The 18026-nt window shown below is 69.6% G+C and carries 25 protein-coding genes and 1 pseudogene; 11 read left to right on the top strand and 15 right to left on the bottom strand.

What is annotated here, in order from left to right; all coding sequences use genetic code 11:
* Positions 1-10: 10 nt before the first annotated feature.
* Complete coding sequence (locus tag DU484_RS05055; protein WP_114585085.1) at positions 11-277, bottom strand: thioredoxin family protein; 267 nt, start codon at positions 275-277, stop codon at positions 11-13.
* A gap of 136 nt (positions 278-413) precedes the next feature.
* Here DU484_RS05055 and DU484_RS05050 point away from each other — a divergent pair, with 136 nt between their 5' ends.
* The 3 genes from DU484_RS05050 to hisE all read left to right on the top strand — a co-directional run bounded on the left by DU484_RS05050 (position 414) and on the right by hisE (position 1568).
* Positions 414-575, top strand: a complete 162-nt coding sequence (locus tag DU484_RS05050; protein WP_049935049.1) for a preprotein translocase subunit Sec61beta — start codon at positions 414-416, stop codon at positions 573-575.
* 76 nt (positions 576-651) lie between these two features.
* Positions 652-1269, top strand: a complete 618-nt coding sequence (pdxT, locus tag DU484_RS05045; RefSeq protein WP_114585084.1) for a pyridoxal 5'-phosphate synthase glutaminase subunit PdxT — start codon at positions 652-654, stop codon at positions 1267-1269.
* Positions 1266-1568 carry a phosphoribosyl-ATP diphosphatase gene (hisE, locus tag DU484_RS05040; RefSeq protein WP_114585083.1) on the top strand — a complete coding sequence of 101 codons (303 nt, stop codon included), beginning with the start codon at positions 1266-1268 and terminating at the stop codon, positions 1566-1568. The genes pdxT and hisE overlap by 4 nt, the downstream gene beginning before the upstream one ends.
* Before the next feature lie 33 nt (positions 1569-1601).
* Here hisE and DU484_RS05035 read toward each other — a convergent pair whose 3' ends face one another.
* The 6 genes and pseudogenes from DU484_RS05035 to DU484_RS05015 form a co-directional block, all read right to left on the bottom strand.
* Positions 1602-2432, bottom strand: coding sequence for a hypothetical protein (locus DU484_RS05035; RefSeq protein ID WP_262342864.1), 831 nt, complete (start codon positions 2430-2432; stop codon positions 1602-1604).
* A 116-nt stretch (positions 2433-2548) separates the two neighbouring features.
* The gene (gene npdG, locus DU484_RS05030; protein ID WP_114605268.1) at positions 2549-3217 is read right to left on the bottom strand and encodes an NADPH-dependent F420 reductase; all 669 of its coding nucleotides are present in this window, start codon (positions 3215-3217) and stop codon (positions 2549-2551) included.
* A 45-nt stretch (positions 3218-3262) separates the two neighbouring features.
* Positions 3263-3436, bottom strand: a complete 174-nt coding sequence (locus tag DU484_RS19405; protein ID WP_157969500.1) for a DUF7534 family protein — start codon at positions 3434-3436, stop codon at positions 3263-3265.
* Positions 3433-4290, bottom strand: coding sequence for a TIGR01548 family HAD-type hydrolase (locus tag DU484_RS05025; protein WP_114585080.1), 858 nt, complete (start codon positions 4288-4290; stop codon positions 3433-3435). Before DU484_RS05025 ends, DU484_RS19405 begins: the two co-directional genes overlap by 4 nt.
* Positions 4291-4329: 39 nt before the next feature.
* Positions 4330-4669 (bottom strand): annotated as a pseudogene (locus DU484_RS05020) (hypothetical protein); the annotation flags it as partial.
* 104 nt (positions 4670-4773) lie between these two features.
* Positions 4774-5196, bottom strand: a complete 423-nt coding sequence (locus DU484_RS05015; RefSeq protein ID WP_114605267.1) for a UPF0146 family protein — start codon at positions 5194-5196, stop codon at positions 4774-4776.
* 39 nt (positions 5197-5235) lie between these two features.
* Here DU484_RS05015 and DU484_RS05010 point away from each other — a divergent pair, with 39 nt between their 5' ends.
* Positions 5236-5757 carry an archaemetzincin family Zn-dependent metalloprotease gene (locus DU484_RS05010; protein ID WP_114585078.1) on the top strand — a complete coding sequence of 174 codons (522 nt, stop codon included), beginning with the start codon at positions 5236-5238 and terminating at the stop codon, positions 5755-5757.
* A gap of 3 nt (positions 5758-5760) precedes the next feature.
* Here the strand turns inward: DU484_RS05010 and DU484_RS05005 are convergent, their stop codons facing one another.
* Positions 5761-6213, bottom strand: coding sequence for a YbhB/YbcL family Raf kinase inhibitor-like protein (locus tag DU484_RS05005; RefSeq protein ID WP_114585077.1), 453 nt, complete (start codon positions 6211-6213; stop codon positions 5761-5763).
* Positions 6214-6384: 171 nt separating this feature from the next.
* Here DU484_RS05005 and hmgA point away from each other — a divergent pair, with 171 nt between their 5' ends.
* Positions 6385-7611, top strand: a complete 1227-nt coding sequence (hmgA, locus tag DU484_RS05000; protein ID WP_114585076.1) for a hydroxymethylglutaryl-CoA reductase (NADPH) — start codon at positions 6385-6387, stop codon at positions 7609-7611.
* A gap of 4 nt (positions 7612-7615) precedes the next feature.
* Here the strand turns inward: hmgA and DU484_RS04995 are convergent, their stop codons facing one another.
* Both DU484_RS04995 and DU484_RS04990 read right to left on the bottom strand, forming a co-directional pair.
* Complete coding sequence (locus DU484_RS04995) at positions 7616-8146, bottom strand: DUF5817 domain-containing protein (RefSeq protein ID WP_114605266.1); 531 nt, start codon at positions 8144-8146, stop codon at positions 7616-7618.
* 61 nt (positions 8147-8207) lie between these two features.
* A complete protein-coding gene (locus DU484_RS04990; RefSeq protein WP_187347766.1) occupies positions 8208-8978 on the bottom strand; it encodes a helix-turn-helix transcriptional regulator in 771 nt (256 codons plus the stop codon).
* A 216-nt stretch (positions 8979-9194) separates the two neighbouring features.
* Between DU484_RS04990 and DU484_RS04985 the strand changes: the two genes are divergently transcribed.
* On the top strand, positions 9195-10082 hold the full coding sequence (locus DU484_RS04985) for an ArsR/SmtB family transcription factor (RefSeq protein WP_114585073.1): 888 nt from the start codon (positions 9195-9197) through the stop codon (positions 10080-10082).
* On the opposite strand, the gene DU484_RS04980 is transcribed toward DU484_RS04985, so the two are convergent.
* From DU484_RS04980 to DU484_RS04970, 3 genes are all read right to left on the bottom strand, one after another.
* Entirely contained in the window at positions 10083-11684 is a 1602-nt protein-coding gene (locus DU484_RS04980; protein ID WP_114605264.1) for a COG1361 S-layer family protein, read from the bottom strand.
* 114 nt (positions 11685-11798) lie between these two features.
* Positions 11799-12590 carry an ABC transporter permease gene (locus DU484_RS04975; protein WP_262342861.1) on the bottom strand — a complete coding sequence of 264 codons (792 nt, stop codon included), beginning with the start codon at positions 12588-12590 and terminating at the stop codon, positions 11799-11801.
* Complete coding sequence (locus tag DU484_RS04970; RefSeq protein WP_114585071.1) at positions 12587-13474, bottom strand: ABC transporter ATP-binding protein; 888 nt, start codon at positions 13472-13474, stop codon at positions 12587-12589. The genes DU484_RS04975 and DU484_RS04970 overlap by 4 nt, the downstream gene beginning before the upstream one ends.
* A gap of 53 nt (positions 13475-13527) precedes the next feature.
* Between DU484_RS04970 and DU484_RS04965 the strand changes: the two genes are divergently transcribed.
* Genes DU484_RS04965 through DU484_RS04945 form a run of 5 tightly spaced genes read left to right on the top strand, consistent with a single transcriptional unit; the run spans position 13528 to position 16391 of the window.
* The gene (locus DU484_RS04965) at positions 13528-13842 is read left to right on the top strand and encodes a thiamine-binding protein (protein ID WP_114605263.1); all 315 of its coding nucleotides are present in this window, start codon (positions 13528-13530) and stop codon (positions 13840-13842) included.
* 39 nt (positions 13843-13881) lie between these two features.
* Positions 13882-14814, top strand: a complete 933-nt coding sequence (gene mch, locus DU484_RS04960) for a methenyltetrahydromethanopterin cyclohydrolase (protein ID WP_114585069.1) — start codon at positions 13882-13884, stop codon at positions 14812-14814.
* The gene (locus DU484_RS04955) at positions 14811-15302 is read left to right on the top strand and encodes a hypothetical protein (RefSeq protein WP_114605262.1); all 492 of its coding nucleotides are present in this window, start codon (positions 14811-14813) and stop codon (positions 15300-15302) included. The genes mch and DU484_RS04955 overlap by 4 nt, the downstream gene beginning before the upstream one ends.
* A 45-nt stretch (positions 15303-15347) precedes the next feature.
* On the top strand, positions 15348-15869 hold the full coding sequence (locus tag DU484_RS04950; RefSeq protein WP_114585067.1) for a hypothetical protein: 522 nt from the start codon (positions 15348-15350) through the stop codon (positions 15867-15869).
* A 51-nt stretch (positions 15870-15920) separates the two neighbouring features.
* Positions 15921-16391: a DUF5812 family protein gene (locus DU484_RS04945; protein ID WP_114605261.1), complete on the top strand. Its 471-nt coding sequence runs from the start codon at positions 15921-15923 to the stop codon at positions 16389-16391.
* A 1-nt stretch (position 16392) separates the two neighbouring features.
* On the opposite strand, the gene DU484_RS04940 is transcribed toward DU484_RS04945, so the two are convergent.
* Both DU484_RS04940 and DU484_RS04935 read right to left on the bottom strand, forming a co-directional pair.
* Positions 16393-17187: an alpha/beta fold hydrolase gene (locus DU484_RS04940; RefSeq protein WP_114605260.1), complete on the bottom strand. Its 795-nt coding sequence runs from the start codon at positions 17185-17187 to the stop codon at positions 16393-16395.
* A gap of 58 nt (positions 17188-17245) precedes the next feature.
* Positions 17246-17938, bottom strand: coding sequence for a helix-turn-helix domain-containing protein (locus DU484_RS04935; RefSeq protein WP_114606712.1), 693 nt, complete (start codon positions 17936-17938; stop codon positions 17246-17248).
* Positions 17939-18026 lie beyond the last annotated feature (88 nt).

Below are 18026 nucleotides of genomic sequence, written 5' to 3'. Positions count from 1 at the left end.
CAGCCCCCGCTCACACGCCTGCGCGCTGAAGCGCGTCCTCGATGTCGGGACGCTGAGTGACCCCGACGAACCGGTCGACGATGCCGTCGTCGTTCTCGACGACCACCGTCGGGAGGGACTGGACCTGGTATTCGTTGGCGGTGTCCTGGTCCTGGTCCACGTCGATTTTCGTCAGCTCGACGCCCTCGTAGTCCGCGAGCAGTTCCTCCAGGATCGGTTCCTGAGCGTCACACGGGCCGCACCAGTCGGCGTAGAAATCGAGCAGTCGAACGGTCATGGTCCGTCGAACGGATTCCGGAGCGGCGCGCATAAGCGTTTGCCATTCGAGGCGGATCGCGGACCGACGGGCTAGCGTCGAGCGCCGACCGGCGCGGAGCGAAACGTTTAGGCGAGCGAGGAACCCACTATCGGCCATGAGTGGGAGTCAGAGCGGCGGCCTGATGTCGAGTGCGGGGCTCGTTCGCTACTTCGACGCCGAGGACCGCAACGCCATCCGGATCGATCCGAAGACCGTCGTGGCGTTCGGCGTCCTCTTCGGCGTCCTCGTCCAGATTCTGAACGTCGTCTCGCTGTAACGATGGTCGTCAGTCAGCCCTGGCGGGTCGCGGAACCATCACGGCGACCCGCCGGGACGCAGTTACGACGCTCGGTATGAGCAGGCGGATCGGCGTCGTCGCCGTGCAGGGCAACGTGAGCGAACACGTCGACGCAATCGAACGCGCAGCGGCCGCCACGGACCACGCCGTCGAAGTGGTCGAGATCCGCGAGTCGGGCGTCGTCCCCGACTGCGACGCCCTCGCGCTCCCCGGGGGCGAGTCGACCACCATCTCCCGGCTCCTCCGTCTGGAGGGCATCGACGACGAAATTCGGGACCACGCCGCCGCCGGCAAGCCGATTTTGGCGACCTGTGCCGGGCTGATCGTCGCCGCCCGCGACGCCCGCGACGACCGGGTCGACACGCTCGGTCTGCTCGACGTGAGCGTCGACCGCAACGCCTTCGGCCGGCAGGTCGACAGCTTCGAAGCCGGTCTCGACGTCGAGGGGCTGGACGACCCCTTCCACGCGGTGTTCATCCGTGCCCCCGTCGTCGACGAGGTGGGACCGGACGTGGACGTGCTGGCGACGTGGGAGGACCGCCCCGTCGCCGTGGCTCAGGGATCGGTCGTCGCCACCTCTTTCCACCCGGAACTCACCGCCGACGACCGCCTCCACCGCCTCGCGCTGTTCGACCCGTTGCTCGCCGACGCCGACGTGGGGGCCGAGGCGTGACCGACGACTCGGAGACCGACGCCGTCCTCGACGCCCTCTTTGCCACCATCGAGGACCGCCGGGACGAACTCCCCGAGGGCTCGTACACCGCCTCGCTGTTCACCCACGAGAAAGGCGAGAACGCGGTGCTGGAGAAGATCGGCGAGGAGGCGACCGAAGTGATCCTCGCGGCCAAGGACGACGACGGCGAGGAACTGCTGGCCGAGTCGGCCGACCTGGTCTATCACCTGCTCGTCCTGCTGGCGATGCAGGACGCGACGGTCGACGACCTGCGGGCGGAACTCGAAGACCGGTTCTGATGGCCCCGTCGAACGGGACGAACGCCGTCGCGGTCAGAGTTCTTCGTCGAGTTGGAACTCGAAGACTCGGGCGCCGCAGGCCTCACAGGTCATGACGGCGACTTCGATGGCGAGACAGCAGGACCTGGCTCGGTCCTGGTCGATCGTCACCGGAGCGTCACAGTTCGGACACTGTTCGAGGAACAGCCGCAACGAACTGAGGACCTCGCTCCGGTTGACGACGTGGAGGTCCGCCCAGCCGTCGTCCCACTGTGCGAGAATCTCGTCGGCCGCGAGGTCGGCCACGAGTGCCGCGTCCGACTCCCACTGACCGACGTGCTGGCCGTCGACCCGCACGACGCGGGCACCGTCCCCGTACTCTTCGATCTCGTGCTCGTCGTCGAGACCGAGCAGGTCGAGGAGGTCCCCGCGCAGGGAATCCTTCGCCCGGAGGGACTCGATTTCGTCGCGCCAGGCCCGCTGGAACGCCGGTTCGAGGCAGAGGTCGTCGATGTCCTCACACTCGGTGACGACGCCCATCTCGTACAGCAGCGTTTCGACGTCGATATCCTCGACGTCCTCCGGCCGTTCCACGTCCCGGAAGGTGGGGTCCTTGTCGAACCAGCGCAGGACCCGATCCGGGAAGTACCGCTTCGTGAGCGTGGGGGTGTACGGGACCAGATACCCACGCAGGTAAATCGCCGCCAGCGCGGCGACGAGCACCCCCACGCCGAGGGGAGGCGCGACGAGCGCCGCCGTCCCAGCGAGGACGAGAGCGATCAGGACGTTCACGACCGTACACGGAATACACCGGTTCTCGCCGACGTACTCGGGTTGCCGGAGGCGGTCCACCAGACCCAGCCGAGGAACCATCGGTCCACTCATGACACTGTAACGGGGTATGCGTGGACGTCGCTAATGGGTTTATCGCCGACGCGAGCGAAATCGGGCTCGCACGCCGTGTGGGTCAATCTCGCCACGGACGGGGGCACGCGGTCGCGCTACTCGAACCGAACGCCCAGGTCGTGGAGGCCGTCGTTGTGCATGGCGACGTTGATCAGGAGCGGCGTCAGCGACTCGACTTCGGCAGCGTTGTTGAGGCCACCGGCGTCCAGCGGCCGGAGGCCGTCGATGTCGTCGGCGAGGAGGGAGACGATGTCCTTGGCGTCGGGGTCGTCGGCGACGAGGAGCGTATCGATGCCGAGGTCGGTGTCCAGATCGGCGAGGCGGCCGGCCGCGAGGTTGTGGAACGCGCCGACGACGGGCACCGTCTCCGGCGCGGCGTTCGCGACGAGTTGGGTGACGCTGCCCGCGCCGGGGCGGTTGTAGTGGAAGCCGTCGTCGTCGCGTTTCATCCCCGTCGCGGGCGTGACGAGGATCGTCTCGTCGTCGAGGGAGTCGACGATGGACTCGACGGTGTCGGTCGCGTGGTACGCGGGGACGGCGAGGACGACCACCCGCGCCCGGTCGGCCGCCATCGCGTTCTCGAAGCCGTTGATCTTGCGGTCGACGCCGCGACTCGACAGTTCGGTCTCGTACTCCTCGGCTTTCGCGCGGGCCTTCTCGGGGTCGCGCGAGCCGATCACCACCTCGTGGTCGGTGTGGTAGGCCCACCGGAGGGCGAGTCCCTCGCCGATGTCGCCGGTGCCGCCCAGCAGTGCGATTCGCATGGTCCGACTGTGGGCCCGTCCGAAGTAAGCGTGTTGGGACTGGCCCTATTCGCCGCCGATGGCGACGAGGTAGGCGACGACGAGGGCGACGAGGACACCCGGGATGATGCCCCGAAGCTGCGTGTACGGGTCGGGCGGCGAGGTGACGGCGACGACGACCACCACGACGAGGACGAGGACGGCCGCGACGGCGCCGAAGCGGGACCAGTCGGGCGTCACGGGTCGAGCAGGTCGGGGAGGTCGTTCACCGTCTCGACCACCGCCGCGGCGCCCGCGTCCTCGAACGCCCGGCGGCCCGCCTCGCCGGTCAGGCCGCCGGTGAGGACGCCGATTCCGTGGTAGGTCCGATCCGGGTCGGCCGCGGCGGCGTTGACCGCCGTCCGCACGTCGTCGAGCGTGTCGCCCGCGAAGGCCACTCGCGTCGCGTCCAGTCGGTCGGCGAGCGTCAGCAGGGCGCGGGGGTGGGGTTTCCCCTCCGCCCAGTCGTCCATCGTGAACCGGTGGGCGTCGGGGACGGAGAGGCCGACCCGCGAGAGGGCGATGGTCGCCTCCGCGGCCGGCCGCCCGGTCAACACGCCGACGGCGAACCGCTCGGTCAGGGCGGTGATCGTCGACTCGTCGACGAGAACGGGTTCGTCGTTGATGTAGCCCCGCGTCTCGAAGGGCGGGTCGCTGCCCTCCAGATCGCGGTACAGGTCGGCGCCGAGGTAGAGCGCCTGGAAGGTCTCGCGGAGGCGTTCGGGGTCCCAGCGGTCGAAGGCGGCCGGATAGCCCGCGTCGCGGACGACGGCCTCCGCGGCGTCGAGGCCACCCCCTGTCTCGGCGATGGCGTCGGTGAAGGCCGTCACGTCGGCGTCGTACCCCGCGTCGCGGGCGAGGACGAACAGCGCCGCGGCGTAGGTGAGTTCCCAGTCGTTGTTGAAGCCGCCGGCGTCCTTGAACGCCTGAATCGCCGCGTCGTCGACGGTCCGCCCGTACACCCGGTCGACGGACTCGACGATGGCGCGGCGGTAGGAGTTCGCCACGTCGACGAGCACCCCGTCGATGTCGAGAACGACCGCGTCTACGTCCATATCCGGTGGCGGGCGCGTCGGGGCAAGTGCCTTTCCATGCTACTCGACGCGCGTGCTAATCTCCTCGGCGATCCGACCGCCGGGGTGGCGGAGCGTCCCGCTTTCGACCTCGTAGACGTAGCCGTGGACGGTCGCGTCGACGAGCGGGTGTTCGTCGAGATAGCGCGCCTGCGCGGCACAGGCCTCGTCGATGTCGTCAGAACGCGACCGCGTTCTGACTGCTAACCAGAAATTTTCGATTTCTGGTGATGTCGTCGGTCATCCGAACCCAGTCGGCGACCGAGGCGTCGCCGATGATCAGTTCGGGGAGCGAGGGATCGAGGTCCACGTCGTCCAGACTGCCGCCCGCCGCGGCTTCAAGGCCCTCGACGGCCTCGTCGACGTGTTCGTGGTGGTGCCCGGGTTCGTGGTCGTGATCGTGCGACGGACTGACACGAATGGCCGCGAGCGGCTTTCGCGTTCGCTCGTCGGTAACCCTGCCCGCTATCTACGACGCTCGGCGACGTACAGCGTCTCGGTGTCAACCGTCTCGCGGGCGACCGGAATCACGGGCTCCTCGAAGCCGAGGGTGGTAAAGAGGAAGTCGGCGCCGGCGGCGCGGGCCACGTCGCGGGCGGGGGACTGGAGTTCGGCGGGGAGGTTCAGGCCGTAGACGGCGTCGACGCGGTAGTGATCGGGGAGGGGGTCGCCGGGGTGACCGTCCGTTGCCTTGGCCCGCTCGACCACGTCGTCGCGGACCAACCGGACACCCTCGGGAACGGGGGCGTCGAACACGTCCGTCGCCGTCACGTCGCAGCCGGCGTCGACGAGGGCGGCCGCCACCTCCGGCCGGCGGCCGATCCCCACCTCGACGAGGCGGTCGTAGGTCGCGAGGCGGGCGGCGAGTTCGGTGCGCGGGGCGGACACGTCGGGATATTTATAGCGGGGCCGCGCTTAACGCCTTTCATGCTCGTCGACATCGTGCCGATCGGGGACGTTCCGGCACAGGTGAAACGCGAGGCTTCTGCCGGTCTCCGCTCCGTGTACGACTGCGAGGTGACGGTTCACGACGCCCAGTCCATCCCCGACGGCGCGTTCGACCGGAGCCGAAACCAGTACCGGGCCGAGGAGTTCATCGAACTCGCGAGCCGCATCGGCTCCGGCGAGAAGAACATCGGCATCACCGGCGAGGACCTCTACTACCGCCGCCGGAACTACGTCTTCGGCCTCGCCTACCTCAACGGCAACGGCTCCGTCGTCTCGACGTACCGCCTCCAGACCTCCTCCGACGGCGGCATCACCTCCAAGCCACAGTCCGAAGTCTTCGCCGACCGCGTGCGCAAGGAGATCGTCCACGAGATCGGCCACACCGTCGGCCTCGAACACTGCGACAACGAGCGCTGTGTCATGAGTTTCTCGCCGACGGTCCGCGAAGTCGACAAGAAAGAGGAGACGCTGTGTGGCTCCTGTAACCGGACGCTGTTCTGACGCTCAGGGCGCGTACGTCCCTTCGTAGAGCGCTTCGTCGACGACGTGGCCCTCCATCGCCCGCTCCAGTTCGTCGAGCGACGCGCCCGCCGACAGGCCGAGTTCGTCGTCGAGCGCGAACAGCCGGAAGCGGTAGGTGTGTTCGCGGTCCGGTGGGTTGGGACCGCCGTAGCCCACCTCGCCGTAGTCGTTCTCACCCTCGACGGCGGCGGCGGTGTCGGTCGACCAGTCCTCCGGAATCCGCTTGCGCGTCGGGTTGACGTTCCATACCAGCCAGTGAATCCAGATTTTCCCGGCGGGTTCGACCGCGTCGGGGTCGTCGACGACGATGACGAGCGACTCGGCGTCTGACGGGGCGTCCGAAATCTCCAGCGGCGGGTTGACGTTGCGCTCCGTGTAGCCGTACTCCTCGGGGATGGGATCGCCGTCTCGGAAGGCGGGACTTGATAGCTCCATACCGTGCACTCGTCGGCCGGTGAGTTTACCTTTTGGGCGCCCGGACCGGCAGTCGACAGTTAGGGGTTATCGGAAGTCATCGGAGATTCTCGCCGGACCGTCCCGGCGAGAATCTACGGACAGTTACGATAATCCCTAAGTATTAGGCGCCGGCCGCTCGACGGGTCGGGCATGACCGACGACCCGGATGCGGACGCGGACGCCCTCGTTCGGCGCGTCCGCGACGGCGACCTCCGACTCCACGAACTCGAGGACCATGCCGACGCCGACGCGGCGGCGACGGCGCGGCGGCGGATCGTCGAATCGGACACCGGCGTCGACCTCGACGCCGTGGGCGCGTACGGCTTCCCGGCCGACCGCGCCGACGCCAACATCGAGAACATGATCGGCGCGGCGCAGGTGCCGATGGGCGTCGCCGGCCCCGTCACGATTCACGGCGGCGCCGTCGACGGCGAGCGCTACCTCCCGATGGCGACGACGGAGGGTGCCCTGCTGGCGAGCGTCAACCGCGGCTGTTCGGTCGTCGACGCCGCGGGCGGCGCCACCGCCCGCGTCACCAAGTCGGGGATGACGCGCGCGCCCGTCTTCCGCGTCGGCGACGTGGCCGAGGCCGAGGCGCTCGTCGAGTGGGTCCGCGAGAACGAGGACCGACTGCGCGAGGCCGCCGAAGCGACGACGAGCCACGGCGAACTGACGGACGTGACCCCCTACGTCGTCGGCGACTCCGTCTTCCTCCGCTTTCGCTACGACACCAAGGACGCGATGGGGATGAACATGGCCACCATCGCCACGCGCGCGGCCGCCGAGGCGGTCGAGGAGTCGACGACCGCCTCGCTGGTCGCCCTCTCGGGCAACCTGTGTACGGACAAGAAGCCGGCGGCGATCAACGCCGTCGAGGGGCGGGGGCGGAGCGTCACCGCCGACGTGGTGATCCCCCGCGACGTGGTGGAGGAGCGCCTGCACACGACGCCCGAGGCCATCGCGGAGGTGAACACGCGCAAGAACCACGTCGGGAGCGCGAAGGCGGGGAGCCTCGGCTTCAACGCCCACGTCGCCAACGTCGTCGCGGCCATGTTCCTCGCGACCGGGCAGGACGCGGCGCAGGTGGTCGAGGGGTCGAACGCCATCACGACCGCCGAGGCCCGCGAGGAGGGGCTGTACGTCTCCGTCTCGCTGGCGAGTCTCGAAGTCGGTACCGTCGGCGGCGGGACGAAACTTCCGACGCAGGGCGAGGGGCTGGACCTCCTCGGCGTCGCGGGCGGGGGCGACCCGCCGGGGGCGAACGCCGACGCGCTGGCGGAGTGCATCGCCGTCGGCGCGCTGGCGGGCGAACTCTCTCTGCTCGCCGCGCTCGGCTCCCGACATCTCTCCTCGGCCCACGAGTCGCTGGGGCGGTAGCCGGCTACAGCAGTCGGTACGTCCCGCCGCTCGCCGTCGCTTCACCCCGTCGAACCAGCCGGTCGAGCAGGTCGGCCGCGGCGTCCGCGGGGACGCCGTGGTCCGTCGCGTAGGCCACCACGTCGGACTCGTCGGGGGCGTCCAGTTCGCGGAGCGCGTCGCGGACGATTTCGGGGCGGCTCCGCGACCCGGCCCGTCCGCCCGTCGCGGACTCACCCGCCGCGGCGACGTCGTCCGGATCGATGCCGGCGGCGTCGAGATACTCCGCGTCGTCGACGACGGCGTCGTCGGTCGTGACTTCCATCTCGGCGACGGATGGCGTCGACTCGAAGGCGTCGGTCGCGTCGGCGGCGTCGGCGAGCATCGCGGCCCGGGCCTCGCGCGCCGTCTCGCGGTCCTCGGCGGTGACGAAGCGCTTCAGGCCGGCCGTTCGGTGGCGCCGTCCACAGCGCGGGCAGGTCGCCGTCTCGGCCGCGTCGGGGTCCGCGAGCAACCACAGGGCGTGACAGTCGGTGCAGCCGACCACCGCGTACATGCCGTGGCGTTGCGCCCTCCGCGTAATGAACGCACGGGTCGACGACGGGGAGTCGCCGCGCTCACTCGGGCAGCGGCTCCGCGGCGTCGAGACAGTCCTCGAACTGCCGTTCGACCCACGAGACGAGTTCGGGCGCGTCGCCCACCAGCAGGGCGCCCGGCATGCCGTCGTCGTCGGCCACGCCGAGGAAGGCGGTGCCGTCGGCGACGCCGAACGCGATGTTCGTCGGACCGTCGGGGTCGACGTACACCTCGGCGTGGGGCGCCGCGACCAGCGCCTCGAATCGCTCGTCGTACGCCGGCGTCGACCGGGGTGGCGTGTCGGTGCGGACGACGACGATCACGTCGCCGTCGGACTGACCGTTTCCCTCGGAGAACTGTTCGAGGCTGTCGAGCATGAGGAAGGGCGTGTACTCGCGGACCCGCGTCGCCCCCGCCCGGAGTTCGACGAGGCGGTCGACGAAGGCCGTCGGGTCGTCGTCGGGCGTGCAGACGGTGGCGTCGGCCAGCGCGCCGATGCCGGGGTCGAACTCCGACGCGGGGACGCGTTCGAGAAACGGCCGGAGGCGCCGTGCGATACGGCTTCGCTCCCGGAACTCTTCGTGGGCCGCGAGCACCGTCGCTCCGAGCGCCGTGAGTTCGTACGCGCCGTTTGTCGGTCGGATCCAGCCCCGCGACTCCATCGCACGCAGCGTGCGCTTGACCGTGCGGCGCGAGGCGGAAACTCGGTCGGCCACCTCCCGGAGTGGGAGGGGGCCCTCCGCCCGAAGGACGGCTAGCACCGCCGACCGGAGTTCCGAGCCGGCCAGGTACTCGAACGTGGAGTCCGCCATTCGTTCGTTATCCGTGGACAGTCGGTCGGTTAAAACCCACGCGTGATTCACCATGCCGTCCCGGCGGTGTCCGGTGATCGGTCGACGGCTCGACACGCTCGATCCGTCGGCGACGACCGTCGGTGATACCCTTGCCCCTCGGTCGACGGCTCGACACGCCCGACCCGTCGGCGACGGCCGAGGGTATATGTACGTCGACATCCCCGATTCTGTACGGTGACTGACGACACGGAGAGCCTGCGTCCCGACGACGCGTTCACCCTGCTGGCAGACGGGACGCGAATCAAGATCATCAGGGCGCTCGGGGACGCCTCCACGCCCGGCGTCCCGGAGACGCTCCCCTTCGCCGAGTTGCGACGCCGAGCCGACATCTCGGGGAGCGGCCGGTTCAACTACCACCTCGGCAAACTGGAGGGCCAGTTCGTCGAGGAGACGGAGGATGGCTACCGCCTGAGCTACCCCGGCGTCCGGGTGTATCAGGCGATCAAGGCGGGGACGTTCACCGACCGCGTGCGGATCGACGCCTTCGAACTCGACGCCGACTGTCACGTCTGCGGCGCGTCACAGGAGGCCGCCTACGACGACAGCATGTTCCGCGTGCGCTGTGGCGGCGACTGTGGCGCGGTGTTCTACAAGTACTTCTGCCCGCCGAGCAGCCTGACCGAGCGGGAACGCGAGGGCGTCCTCCGGGCGGCCAACGAGCGCATCCAGCGCGAAATCGCGTCGATGTCGAAAGGCGTCTGCCCGTGGTGCTGTGGCCGCATGACCTCGCGGGTCCTCCCACCGGACGCCGAGATGCCCCACCGCGACAACCCCGCCATCGAACACCGCGTCCTGCACACCTGTGACACCTGCGACGGCGCCATCTACACGCGTCTCGGCGGGCTGCTCGTCACCCATCCCGCCGTCGTCTCCTTTTTCTACGACCACGGTATCGACGTGACGCGCCGGCACGTCTGGTCGCTCCCCTTCGCCGCCTCCGACGAGCGGACGTCGATCACCGGCACCGATCCGTGGCGGGCGACGGTACGGGTCGAGTGCGAGGGCGATACGCTTCGGGTTCGCCTCGACGACGGACCGTCGGTGATCGAAGCGGAGCGCTGACTACCGCCGGATCCACAGCCACCCGCCGACGAGGAGGGCAAGCGCGACCAGCGATCCGGCGACGAGGACGACGATATCGGTCGGTCCCGCCTCGTCGGCGACGACCACCGGCACGTCGTAGGTGTCGAGATGAATCGTCTCGCCGTCCGGCCGGTCGGCCGTCACGTTCAGTCGGACCGACGACCGCGTCGGGACGGCGTCCTCGGAGACGGTGAGTTCGAACGCGAGCGTCGCGGACGCGTTCGGACGAAGGTCGTCCACGTACGCGACACGCGACTCCGTCTCGAAGGGGGCGTCCACGGAGAGGCGGGCGACCACGTTCCGGAGGGGGACGCCCTCGACGTTTCGGATCCGGATCGTCAGGCGGTTCTCGGAGTCGACAGTGAACGTGTTCGACTCGGGCGTCACCGCCAGCCAGGTCCGTTCGGGGGCGACGACGACCGACGGCTCCAGCGGATCGCTCGTCCCCCGGTTCCCCTCGCCGTCGCGGTACCGAACCGAGAGGTTCGCGGGCAGGGTCGTCGCGGACGCGCGCTCGGAGACGGTCATTTCGTAGGCGAAGTCGTGTCGCTCGCCGGGGGCGAGGCGCCCGAGGGCAACCTCCCGGTCGACGGGCTGGAGGTTCGGAGTCGACGACGTGTAGACGAGGGTCGCGTCGGTGACCGTCCGCGGACCGGTGTTGACGACGGTCCCCCGAATCGTCCCGGGTTCGCCGACGTACAGGTCGGTCGAGAGGTTCGAGACGGCGAAGGTCTGTTCGGGCAGGGGGGTGAAGCCGGTCGTCAGTTCGCGGGAGGTGCGCCCGATGCCGTCGCGGTCGCGGTACGCCACCCGCGCGACGAGGGGGTACTCCCGGATCACGGCGTCGTCGGTGGTGCGGGCCGCGAACGCGAACGTCCGGCGTTCGCCGGGGTTCCAGGTGCCGGTGAAGGCCCGCGAACTCGTCGAGCGCGTGCCGAGAAACACCTCGTCCGACGGCGAGTCGAGTCGGAGCGTCGCGTCGCGGGCGGGGTCGGTGCCGACGTTCTCGACGGTGACGGAGACGTTGCCACGGCCGCCGACACCGACGCTCGACGACGTGTTCACCACCTCGAACCGCGGCACGTCGCGGACGACGACGGTCAGATACTGCCGCCGATCCCGGGTGCTGTCGACGAAATCCGGAGGCGAGGTGCTGTAATCGACCATGAGCGTGTAGGCGTAGCGCACGCGGACGGGGAGCCGATAGGTGCCCGGCGGGGCGTCCTCGGCGACGGTGATCGAGACGGGGAACGGGCCGGCGGTTCCCTCCGGGACGCTTCCGACCGGATACCGACCGGTGTTGACGTCGATGGGGGCGTCCCCGTCGGAGACGGTGAACGTCAGGCCACGCGCCGTGGTGACGCGGTCGACGTACTCGGCCGGCCCGGACTGGCGCAGTTGCCCGGTGTTCGAGAGGTAGACCGGGAGCGTCGTCTCCTCGCCGGGGTGCACCTCGTTGTCGGGACTGAAGACGTCGACGTCGGGGGAGCCGATGACCTGTTCGACGCCGACGACGGGGGCGACGGCCGCCAACAGGAGGAGGAGTCCGACGACGACGACCCGGGAGCGTGACGCAGTCATCGACGCCGACCCTCCGCCGGTCGAGACGGACGGGGGCGGTCGGAGGGCGACGGGGACCGGACCACGGACATACGACCCTTACGTCGGCACGGCCGCATAAATGTGTGAGGGAGGTTAGAGGTCACGAGTCTGGAAGTAGCGGAGGCTGAGGAACACGAGGACGATAGCGACGAGCAACAGGAGCAGGGGGTCGACGAGGTCGACCGTCTCGTGGAGGAGGACCTCGGTCGGGTCGAGATACCGCGTGGGGCTGACCGCGCCGAGCCACTCCACGTCCGTCCCGAGCGTCACCGAGTCGAGGAGAAAGCAGAGAAAGAGGAGGGCGAGGGCGCTCCGCTGGGCGGCGTCGCCCCGATCGAGGACCGTCGAGAGCGCCATTCCGATTCCGCTACAGACGAGGAGATAGGGGATCGAGAGGACGTGGACGATCAGCAGGTAGTAGGGGTCGAGCGGGTAGTCGATGGCGACGGTCCCGGCGAAGACGACCAGCGGCATCGTCACGTTGAGGACGACGATGGGGAGACCGAGCGAGAGGAACTTCTCGAAGGCGACCCGCTTCCGCGATACGGGCGTCGCGAGCACCAGATAGAGGCGCCCGGACTCGACGTCGCCCGCGAGGAGGCCACCGCCGGCGTAGGCCATGTAGAGGCCGAGCAACAGCACCCAGACGGTCTGGTACAGTTCGGCGGCGACGAATCCCTCGATGGTCGTGTACGTCTCGGCGCCGAACCCCTCCCGGAACGACTCGGGGAGCGACTCGATGAGGGCGTCGATGTCGGCGCTCGACTCGGCGATTGTCGGAAAGAGGTAGATGATAAGCAGGGCGAAGGCGGCGAGGAGGATGGCAAAGGCGAGGGTGCCGCGGACGCGCCGTCGCGCGTCGTAGCGGGTCGTCGGGAGCATCATCGCTCACCTTCGTCGCCGTAGAAGTGCATGAAAACCTCCTCTATCGGCGGTTCGTCGATATCGATATCGACGACTCGGTGGTCGGCGAGCGCCGCGAACAGGGCGTTGTAGTCGCCGGTGAACGTAAAGCGCACCTCGCGGCCCTCGGACTCGAAGCCGACGACGCCATCGAGGTCGAAATCCGCCTCGGTCAGCGGCGTTTCGGTGTGGAGGTGGACCTGCTTGCCCCCCCGGGACAGCAGTTCCGCGACGTTCTCGACGGTGACGAGGCGGCCGTCACGGATGATCCCCACCCGATCACAGACCCGCCGAACCTCGCCGAGGATGTGAGAGGAGAAGAAGACGGTCGTTCCCCGGGCCCGCTCCGCGCGGAGGAAGTCGTGAAACGCCTCCTGTTTGAGCGGGTCGAGCCCCGAGGTCGGTTCGTCCATGATCAGGAGGTCGGGGTCGTGCATGAACGCCTGCACGATGGCGAGCATCTGCTTGTTGCCCGTCGAATACTCCCGAACCGGGCGGGAAAGCGGCGGCGTGAACAGGTCGAGGAGTTCGTCGCGGCGGGTGTCGCCCTTGAGTTCGGCCTGGTAGTCGAGAAACTCCGCGCCGGTGACGGACGGGGCGAAGGCGGGTTCGCCGGGGAGAAAGCCGATTCGCGCTTTCGCCTGCCGGAGTTCCCGGTCGTCGCGCACGTCGTGGCCGAAGATCGTCGCGGTGCCCTCGGTCGGCGCCTGAAACCCCATGAGCTGTCGGATCGTCGTCGACTTGCCGGCGCCGTTCGGGCCGAGGTAGCCGAAGATTTCGCCCGATTCGATGGAGAAGTCGAGACGGTCGTTGGCCACGGTGTCGCCGTAGGCCTTGGTCAACCCCTGCACCTCGATGACGGCCATGGTCACGTCAACGTGACGATGGGAAATATACCTGCGGCCGCCCGAGTCATCCCATGACCGTCGTTGCACTCCTGTCGGTTGCCCCGGTGAAAGAGGGAAGCATGGCCGAGGACGTGGCGGATGCGGTGGCTGCACTGGACGAGTTCGACGTGAGCTACGAGACGAATCCGATGGGAACGGTGATCGAAGCCGACGACGTGGGTGTCCTGTTCGCCGCCTGTGAGGCGGCCCATCGCGCAGTGGAGGCGGATCGGGTGAGTACGGTCCTGAAAATCGACGACAAGCGAACGAGTACGGCCTCGGCGGCGTCGAAGGTCGAGGGGGTCGAGGCGGCGCTTGGACGGGAGGCGAAGCGCGACCGGCAGTGACCGACAACCCCTATAAGTGAAAGCGCCCAACCGGCCCGTATGGAGAGTCTCAACCGGATGGCCGTCGAACTCGTCGACGAGGCGATCGACTTCGCGGGCGAACTCAACGTCGACGTGTTCGAACTCGACTCGGGGGCGACGGTCCTCGATTTCGGCGTCGAGGCAGCGGGTGGCCTCGAAGCCGGGCTGTTGCTCGCGGAGATACAGACCGCCGGGCTGGCGACGATTCAGACCCGCATGGACGAGGTGGCCGGGACGCCCTTCCCGCACGTCGAACTCACGACCGACAAGCCGGCGCTCGCGCTCCTCTGCTCGCAGAAAGCGGGCTGGGAACTCGCCGCGGAGGGGGTCGACGGCCTCGGTTCCGGCCCGGCGCGCGCCCTCGTCGGGGAGGAGTACGAGTTCGAAGTCGTCGGCTACTACGACGAGTTCGATCTGACCGTTCTGGCCGTCGAGGCGGATAGTCTGCCGGGCGACGCCGCGGCCGAGCAGGTGGCCGACCGCGCCGGCGTCGCGCCGAGCGGTGTCTTCCTGCCGACGTACGCCACGGGGTCGATGGCCGGGAGCGTCAGCGCCGCCGCTCGCGCGCCCGAACTCGCGCTCTTTCGGCTGTTCGAACTCGGCTACGACCCGACTGACGTGGTGTCGGCGGCCGGGAGCGCGCCCGTCGCCCCCGTGAGCCACGACGAAGGGGTGGCGATGGGCCGCACCAACGACGCCCTCGCCTACGGCGGGCAGGTGTACGTGCAGGTGCGCGAGGACTTCGACCGGTTCGACGAGGTGCCCTCCACCGCCGCCGCGGAGTACGACACGCCCTTCGAGCAGGTGTTCGAGGACGCCGACTGGGACTTCTACGAGGTGCCCGAGTCGGTGTTCGCGCCCGCGCAGGTGACCGTCGACGTCGTCGACGGCCCGACGTACGCGCTGGGCGAGACGAATCACGACCTGCTGGCCGAGTCGTTCGGGCTGTGAGGTTCAAACCCGTCCCGCCCGCGCCCGAGGCGTTCGAATACGTCACCCGCGTCCAGCGGGCGGTGCCGCTCGTCCCCGGCACCGAGGACGACTGCTGTGCCCGCCTCGTCGGCCGACTCGACCTGCCGGACCGTGACGCCGCGCGGACGTGGCTCACCTTCCTCCGGGCGCTCGAACTGGCCGAGGAGACGCCGTCGGGCTACCGACGGACCGACGCCGAACCGACGGTCGAGGGCTGTCGGGCGGCCCTCCTCGACCGGGTGTTCGCCGCCGACGCCGTCCGCGACGCGCTGGCGTCCGAGGGATCGCTGGCCGTCGACGCCGCCTTCGAGGCCGTCCGCGAGCGCGTGCCGAGGTGGGAGCGCCACCGCGACACGGAGTGGACGGCCGTGTGGCGCGAGCGGGTGGGGCGCCTGCTCGACTGGCTGGTGCTGCTGGAGGCCGCGGAGCGGGTCGACGGCGACGAGGTTCGCTACCGGCCCGCGTGATCGAAATTCGCGGCCGTTAACTCGCCGCGACGACTACCACCGACGATGGCAGAGGACTACCGCGGCGTCGTCGGCGCCTTTCCTTACGCCTTCGGGGCGAGCGACTCCCGCCTGTTCCGGTCGTACGTCGTCCTCGGTGGCCTGTTGACCGTCGCGGTGAGCCTGCTCTTCGTCGCCGCCGTGATCGGTGCCATCGCGAGCACGACCGGCGGCCGCGGCGGGAGCCTGACGCTCTCGAGGTCGTTTTTCGCCGTCGTCGGCCTGTTCGTCGTGGTGCCGCTGGTGGCACCCGTGCTGTTCGTGGCGCGCCGGCATCGACGGGCGCGAGAACGTGACGACCCCGCGGACGGCCGGTACGACGCCGCCCTCGCCGCCGCGGGCTACCTGTTCGTCGTCGCGCTCTACGTCGGCCTCGTGATTTCGGTGCCGCCGGGCCAGCAGACGACGCCGACGGGGGTGCTCGCGCCCCTGATCGCCGCGCTGTACGCCCTGCCGCAGTTGGCCGGCCTGATGCCGCCACTCGTCGCCGCCGCGGGCATCCTGCTGGCACACCGGCTGCTCCGCTGACGGCGCGGGCGTGACGAAACCCCGAAACCCCCCGCCCGCCTACCACGAACCATGACCGACGACAAGACGGGCACCTTCCTCGTCACCGCGGCCGACGACGACTCGGCCGTCCTCAGCGACGTCGACGACGGGCAGGTACACACCCTCGCCGGGAACCCCGGCGTCGAGGCCGGCGAGGCCATCGAGGGCACCGTCGCGCCGGAGCCGCCGATGGAGGTGGCGTGGAAACTCGTGGACGTGGCCGACCGCTGGACGATCAGCGTCGAGGAGAGTTCGGAGTCGCCGACGACGCTCGAACGCGAGCTAGCCGAGGAACAGGCGGTCGGCGAACTCACGAAACGGGAACGTGCGGGGGTCGGCGAGATTCACGTCCTCACCGTGGCCGAGGGCGAGACGGACGCGGCCGTCGCGGACGTGTTAGACGACGCGGCGGGCCTCCGCGAGCGCGCGGCGCGACTCGGCGTCGAACGCGTCGTGGTGCGGTCGGCGCCGGGCGTGGTGAGCGTTCGCTACCTGCCGTAGGCTATCGAGCCGGCGTCGGCGTCAGATCCGCGAGGAACTCGCGAACCGCCTCGGCGGTGCGTTCGGGTGCCTCCGTCGGGCCGCTGTGACCCACGCCCTCGAACTCGACGAGGCGGCTCTCGGGGAGGGCGTCGTGGACGGCGCGGACGCTCTCCCGGAGGTGGGCGGGCCCCTCGCTCCCGGTCAACAGGAGGACGGGGGCGTCGACGTCGAACGCGTCGGGCAGCGGGTGGGCTTCGAGCGCCCGATTCATCCGGAGCGTGTTCTCGACGTGGTCGACGGGTGCGGGCCAGACCGGCCACTCGTCGAGCCACGCGTCGAAGTCCTCGATGTCGTCGCGGAGCACCTCGCGGAGGTGGAGTTTCGTCGCCTCGCGGCGCTCGCCGGCGTCGAGGCGAGCCTGCATCCGCGCCGCCAGGTCGGCCGTCTCGCGGTAGTCGTCGACGAGGTAGGCCGGTTCGTAGGCGACGACGCCCGCGACGGGGGCGACGCGGGCCGCCTCGATGGCCTGTAGGCCGCCGAAGGAGTGACCGAACAGGACGGGCGTTCCCTCGACTGCCTCGACGACGGCGCGGGCGTCCGCGACTTCGCGCTCGATGCCGTAGTGCTCGCCATCACCGCTCTCGCCGCGGCCGCGCCGGTCCGGGACGACTACCGTGTGGTCGTCGGCGAACCGCGGGACGAGCGGGTCCCAGTAGCGTCGGGTCAGCCCGCCGTGGAGGAGTACGAGCGGCGGCCCGTCGCCGTGTCGTTCGTACGCGATACGTGTGCCGTCGGGGGACGTTACGGTCGGCATCGACGACTCGGCGTTCGCCGCCCGACGGGCTAAGGCTCACTCTCAGTCGTGCGGCCGTTTATCCGTCGTCGGGTAGCGGCGGCCACGTCGAAGCGACTGTCGTCTCGATCAGATGCGTCTGCGCGCGGCGCAGGCGTTCGGAGAGCGACGAGGCGGAGACCCCGAGTTCGGCGGCCACGTCGTCGAGCGACGCACCCCGCGGGATGCCGAAATAGCCCATCTCGTAGGCGGTGCGGAGCGCCTCCTGCTGGCGGTCGGTCAGGCCGTCGCCCGGGGGCTCCGGGTCGCCGTCGTGGGTGAGTCGCCGCAGCGAGAAACAGTCGTTACGCACCCAGAAGGACCGGAACGCGTCGAACGCCGCCCGGTCGGCGAACCAGGTGGTCTGCACCCAGCCGGACGGCGTGACCCGAATCCGCTCGACGATGGCGTCGGCCGTCGCCAGCGCCCGGAGGTCACCTAAGTCGTCGAGGTGGTCACCGAGCAGGGTCTCCATCGAGACGGCCGGCCGAACCCGGTAACGGCGCGTCTCGCCGGCGCGCCCGACCAGCACGGACCGGTCGACGAACGTCGAGTCGTCGAACGCGCGTTCGACGGCCGCGTGGTCGTCGTGGGTCGCGTAGACGTGAAACGGGGGGCGGTCGCCGTGGTTGAACTGGAGTTCGACGGTCAGCGTCGCGTCGGGGACGGCGGTGGCGACGTCGACGAGCGGCAGGTGTTCGCACGGAATCCCGTATTCGGCGACGAGTCCCATGTGGCCCCGGTGAACCGTGGCGCTAATGGGCGTGTCGGTGGTTCGGTCGCGGCCGTCGGTTCGGGGCGACATAAGAAGGCTTAGTAGG

Origin of the sequence: Haloplanus rubicundus (assembly GCF_003342675.1) — an archaeon.
GTDB classification, from domain to species: domain Archaea; phylum Halobacteriota; class Halobacteria; order Halobacteriales; family Haloferacaceae; genus Haloplanus; species Haloplanus rubicundus.
Note: the sequence above shows the minus strand (reverse complement) of the source record. Positions and strands in the feature narration are given on the sequence as shown.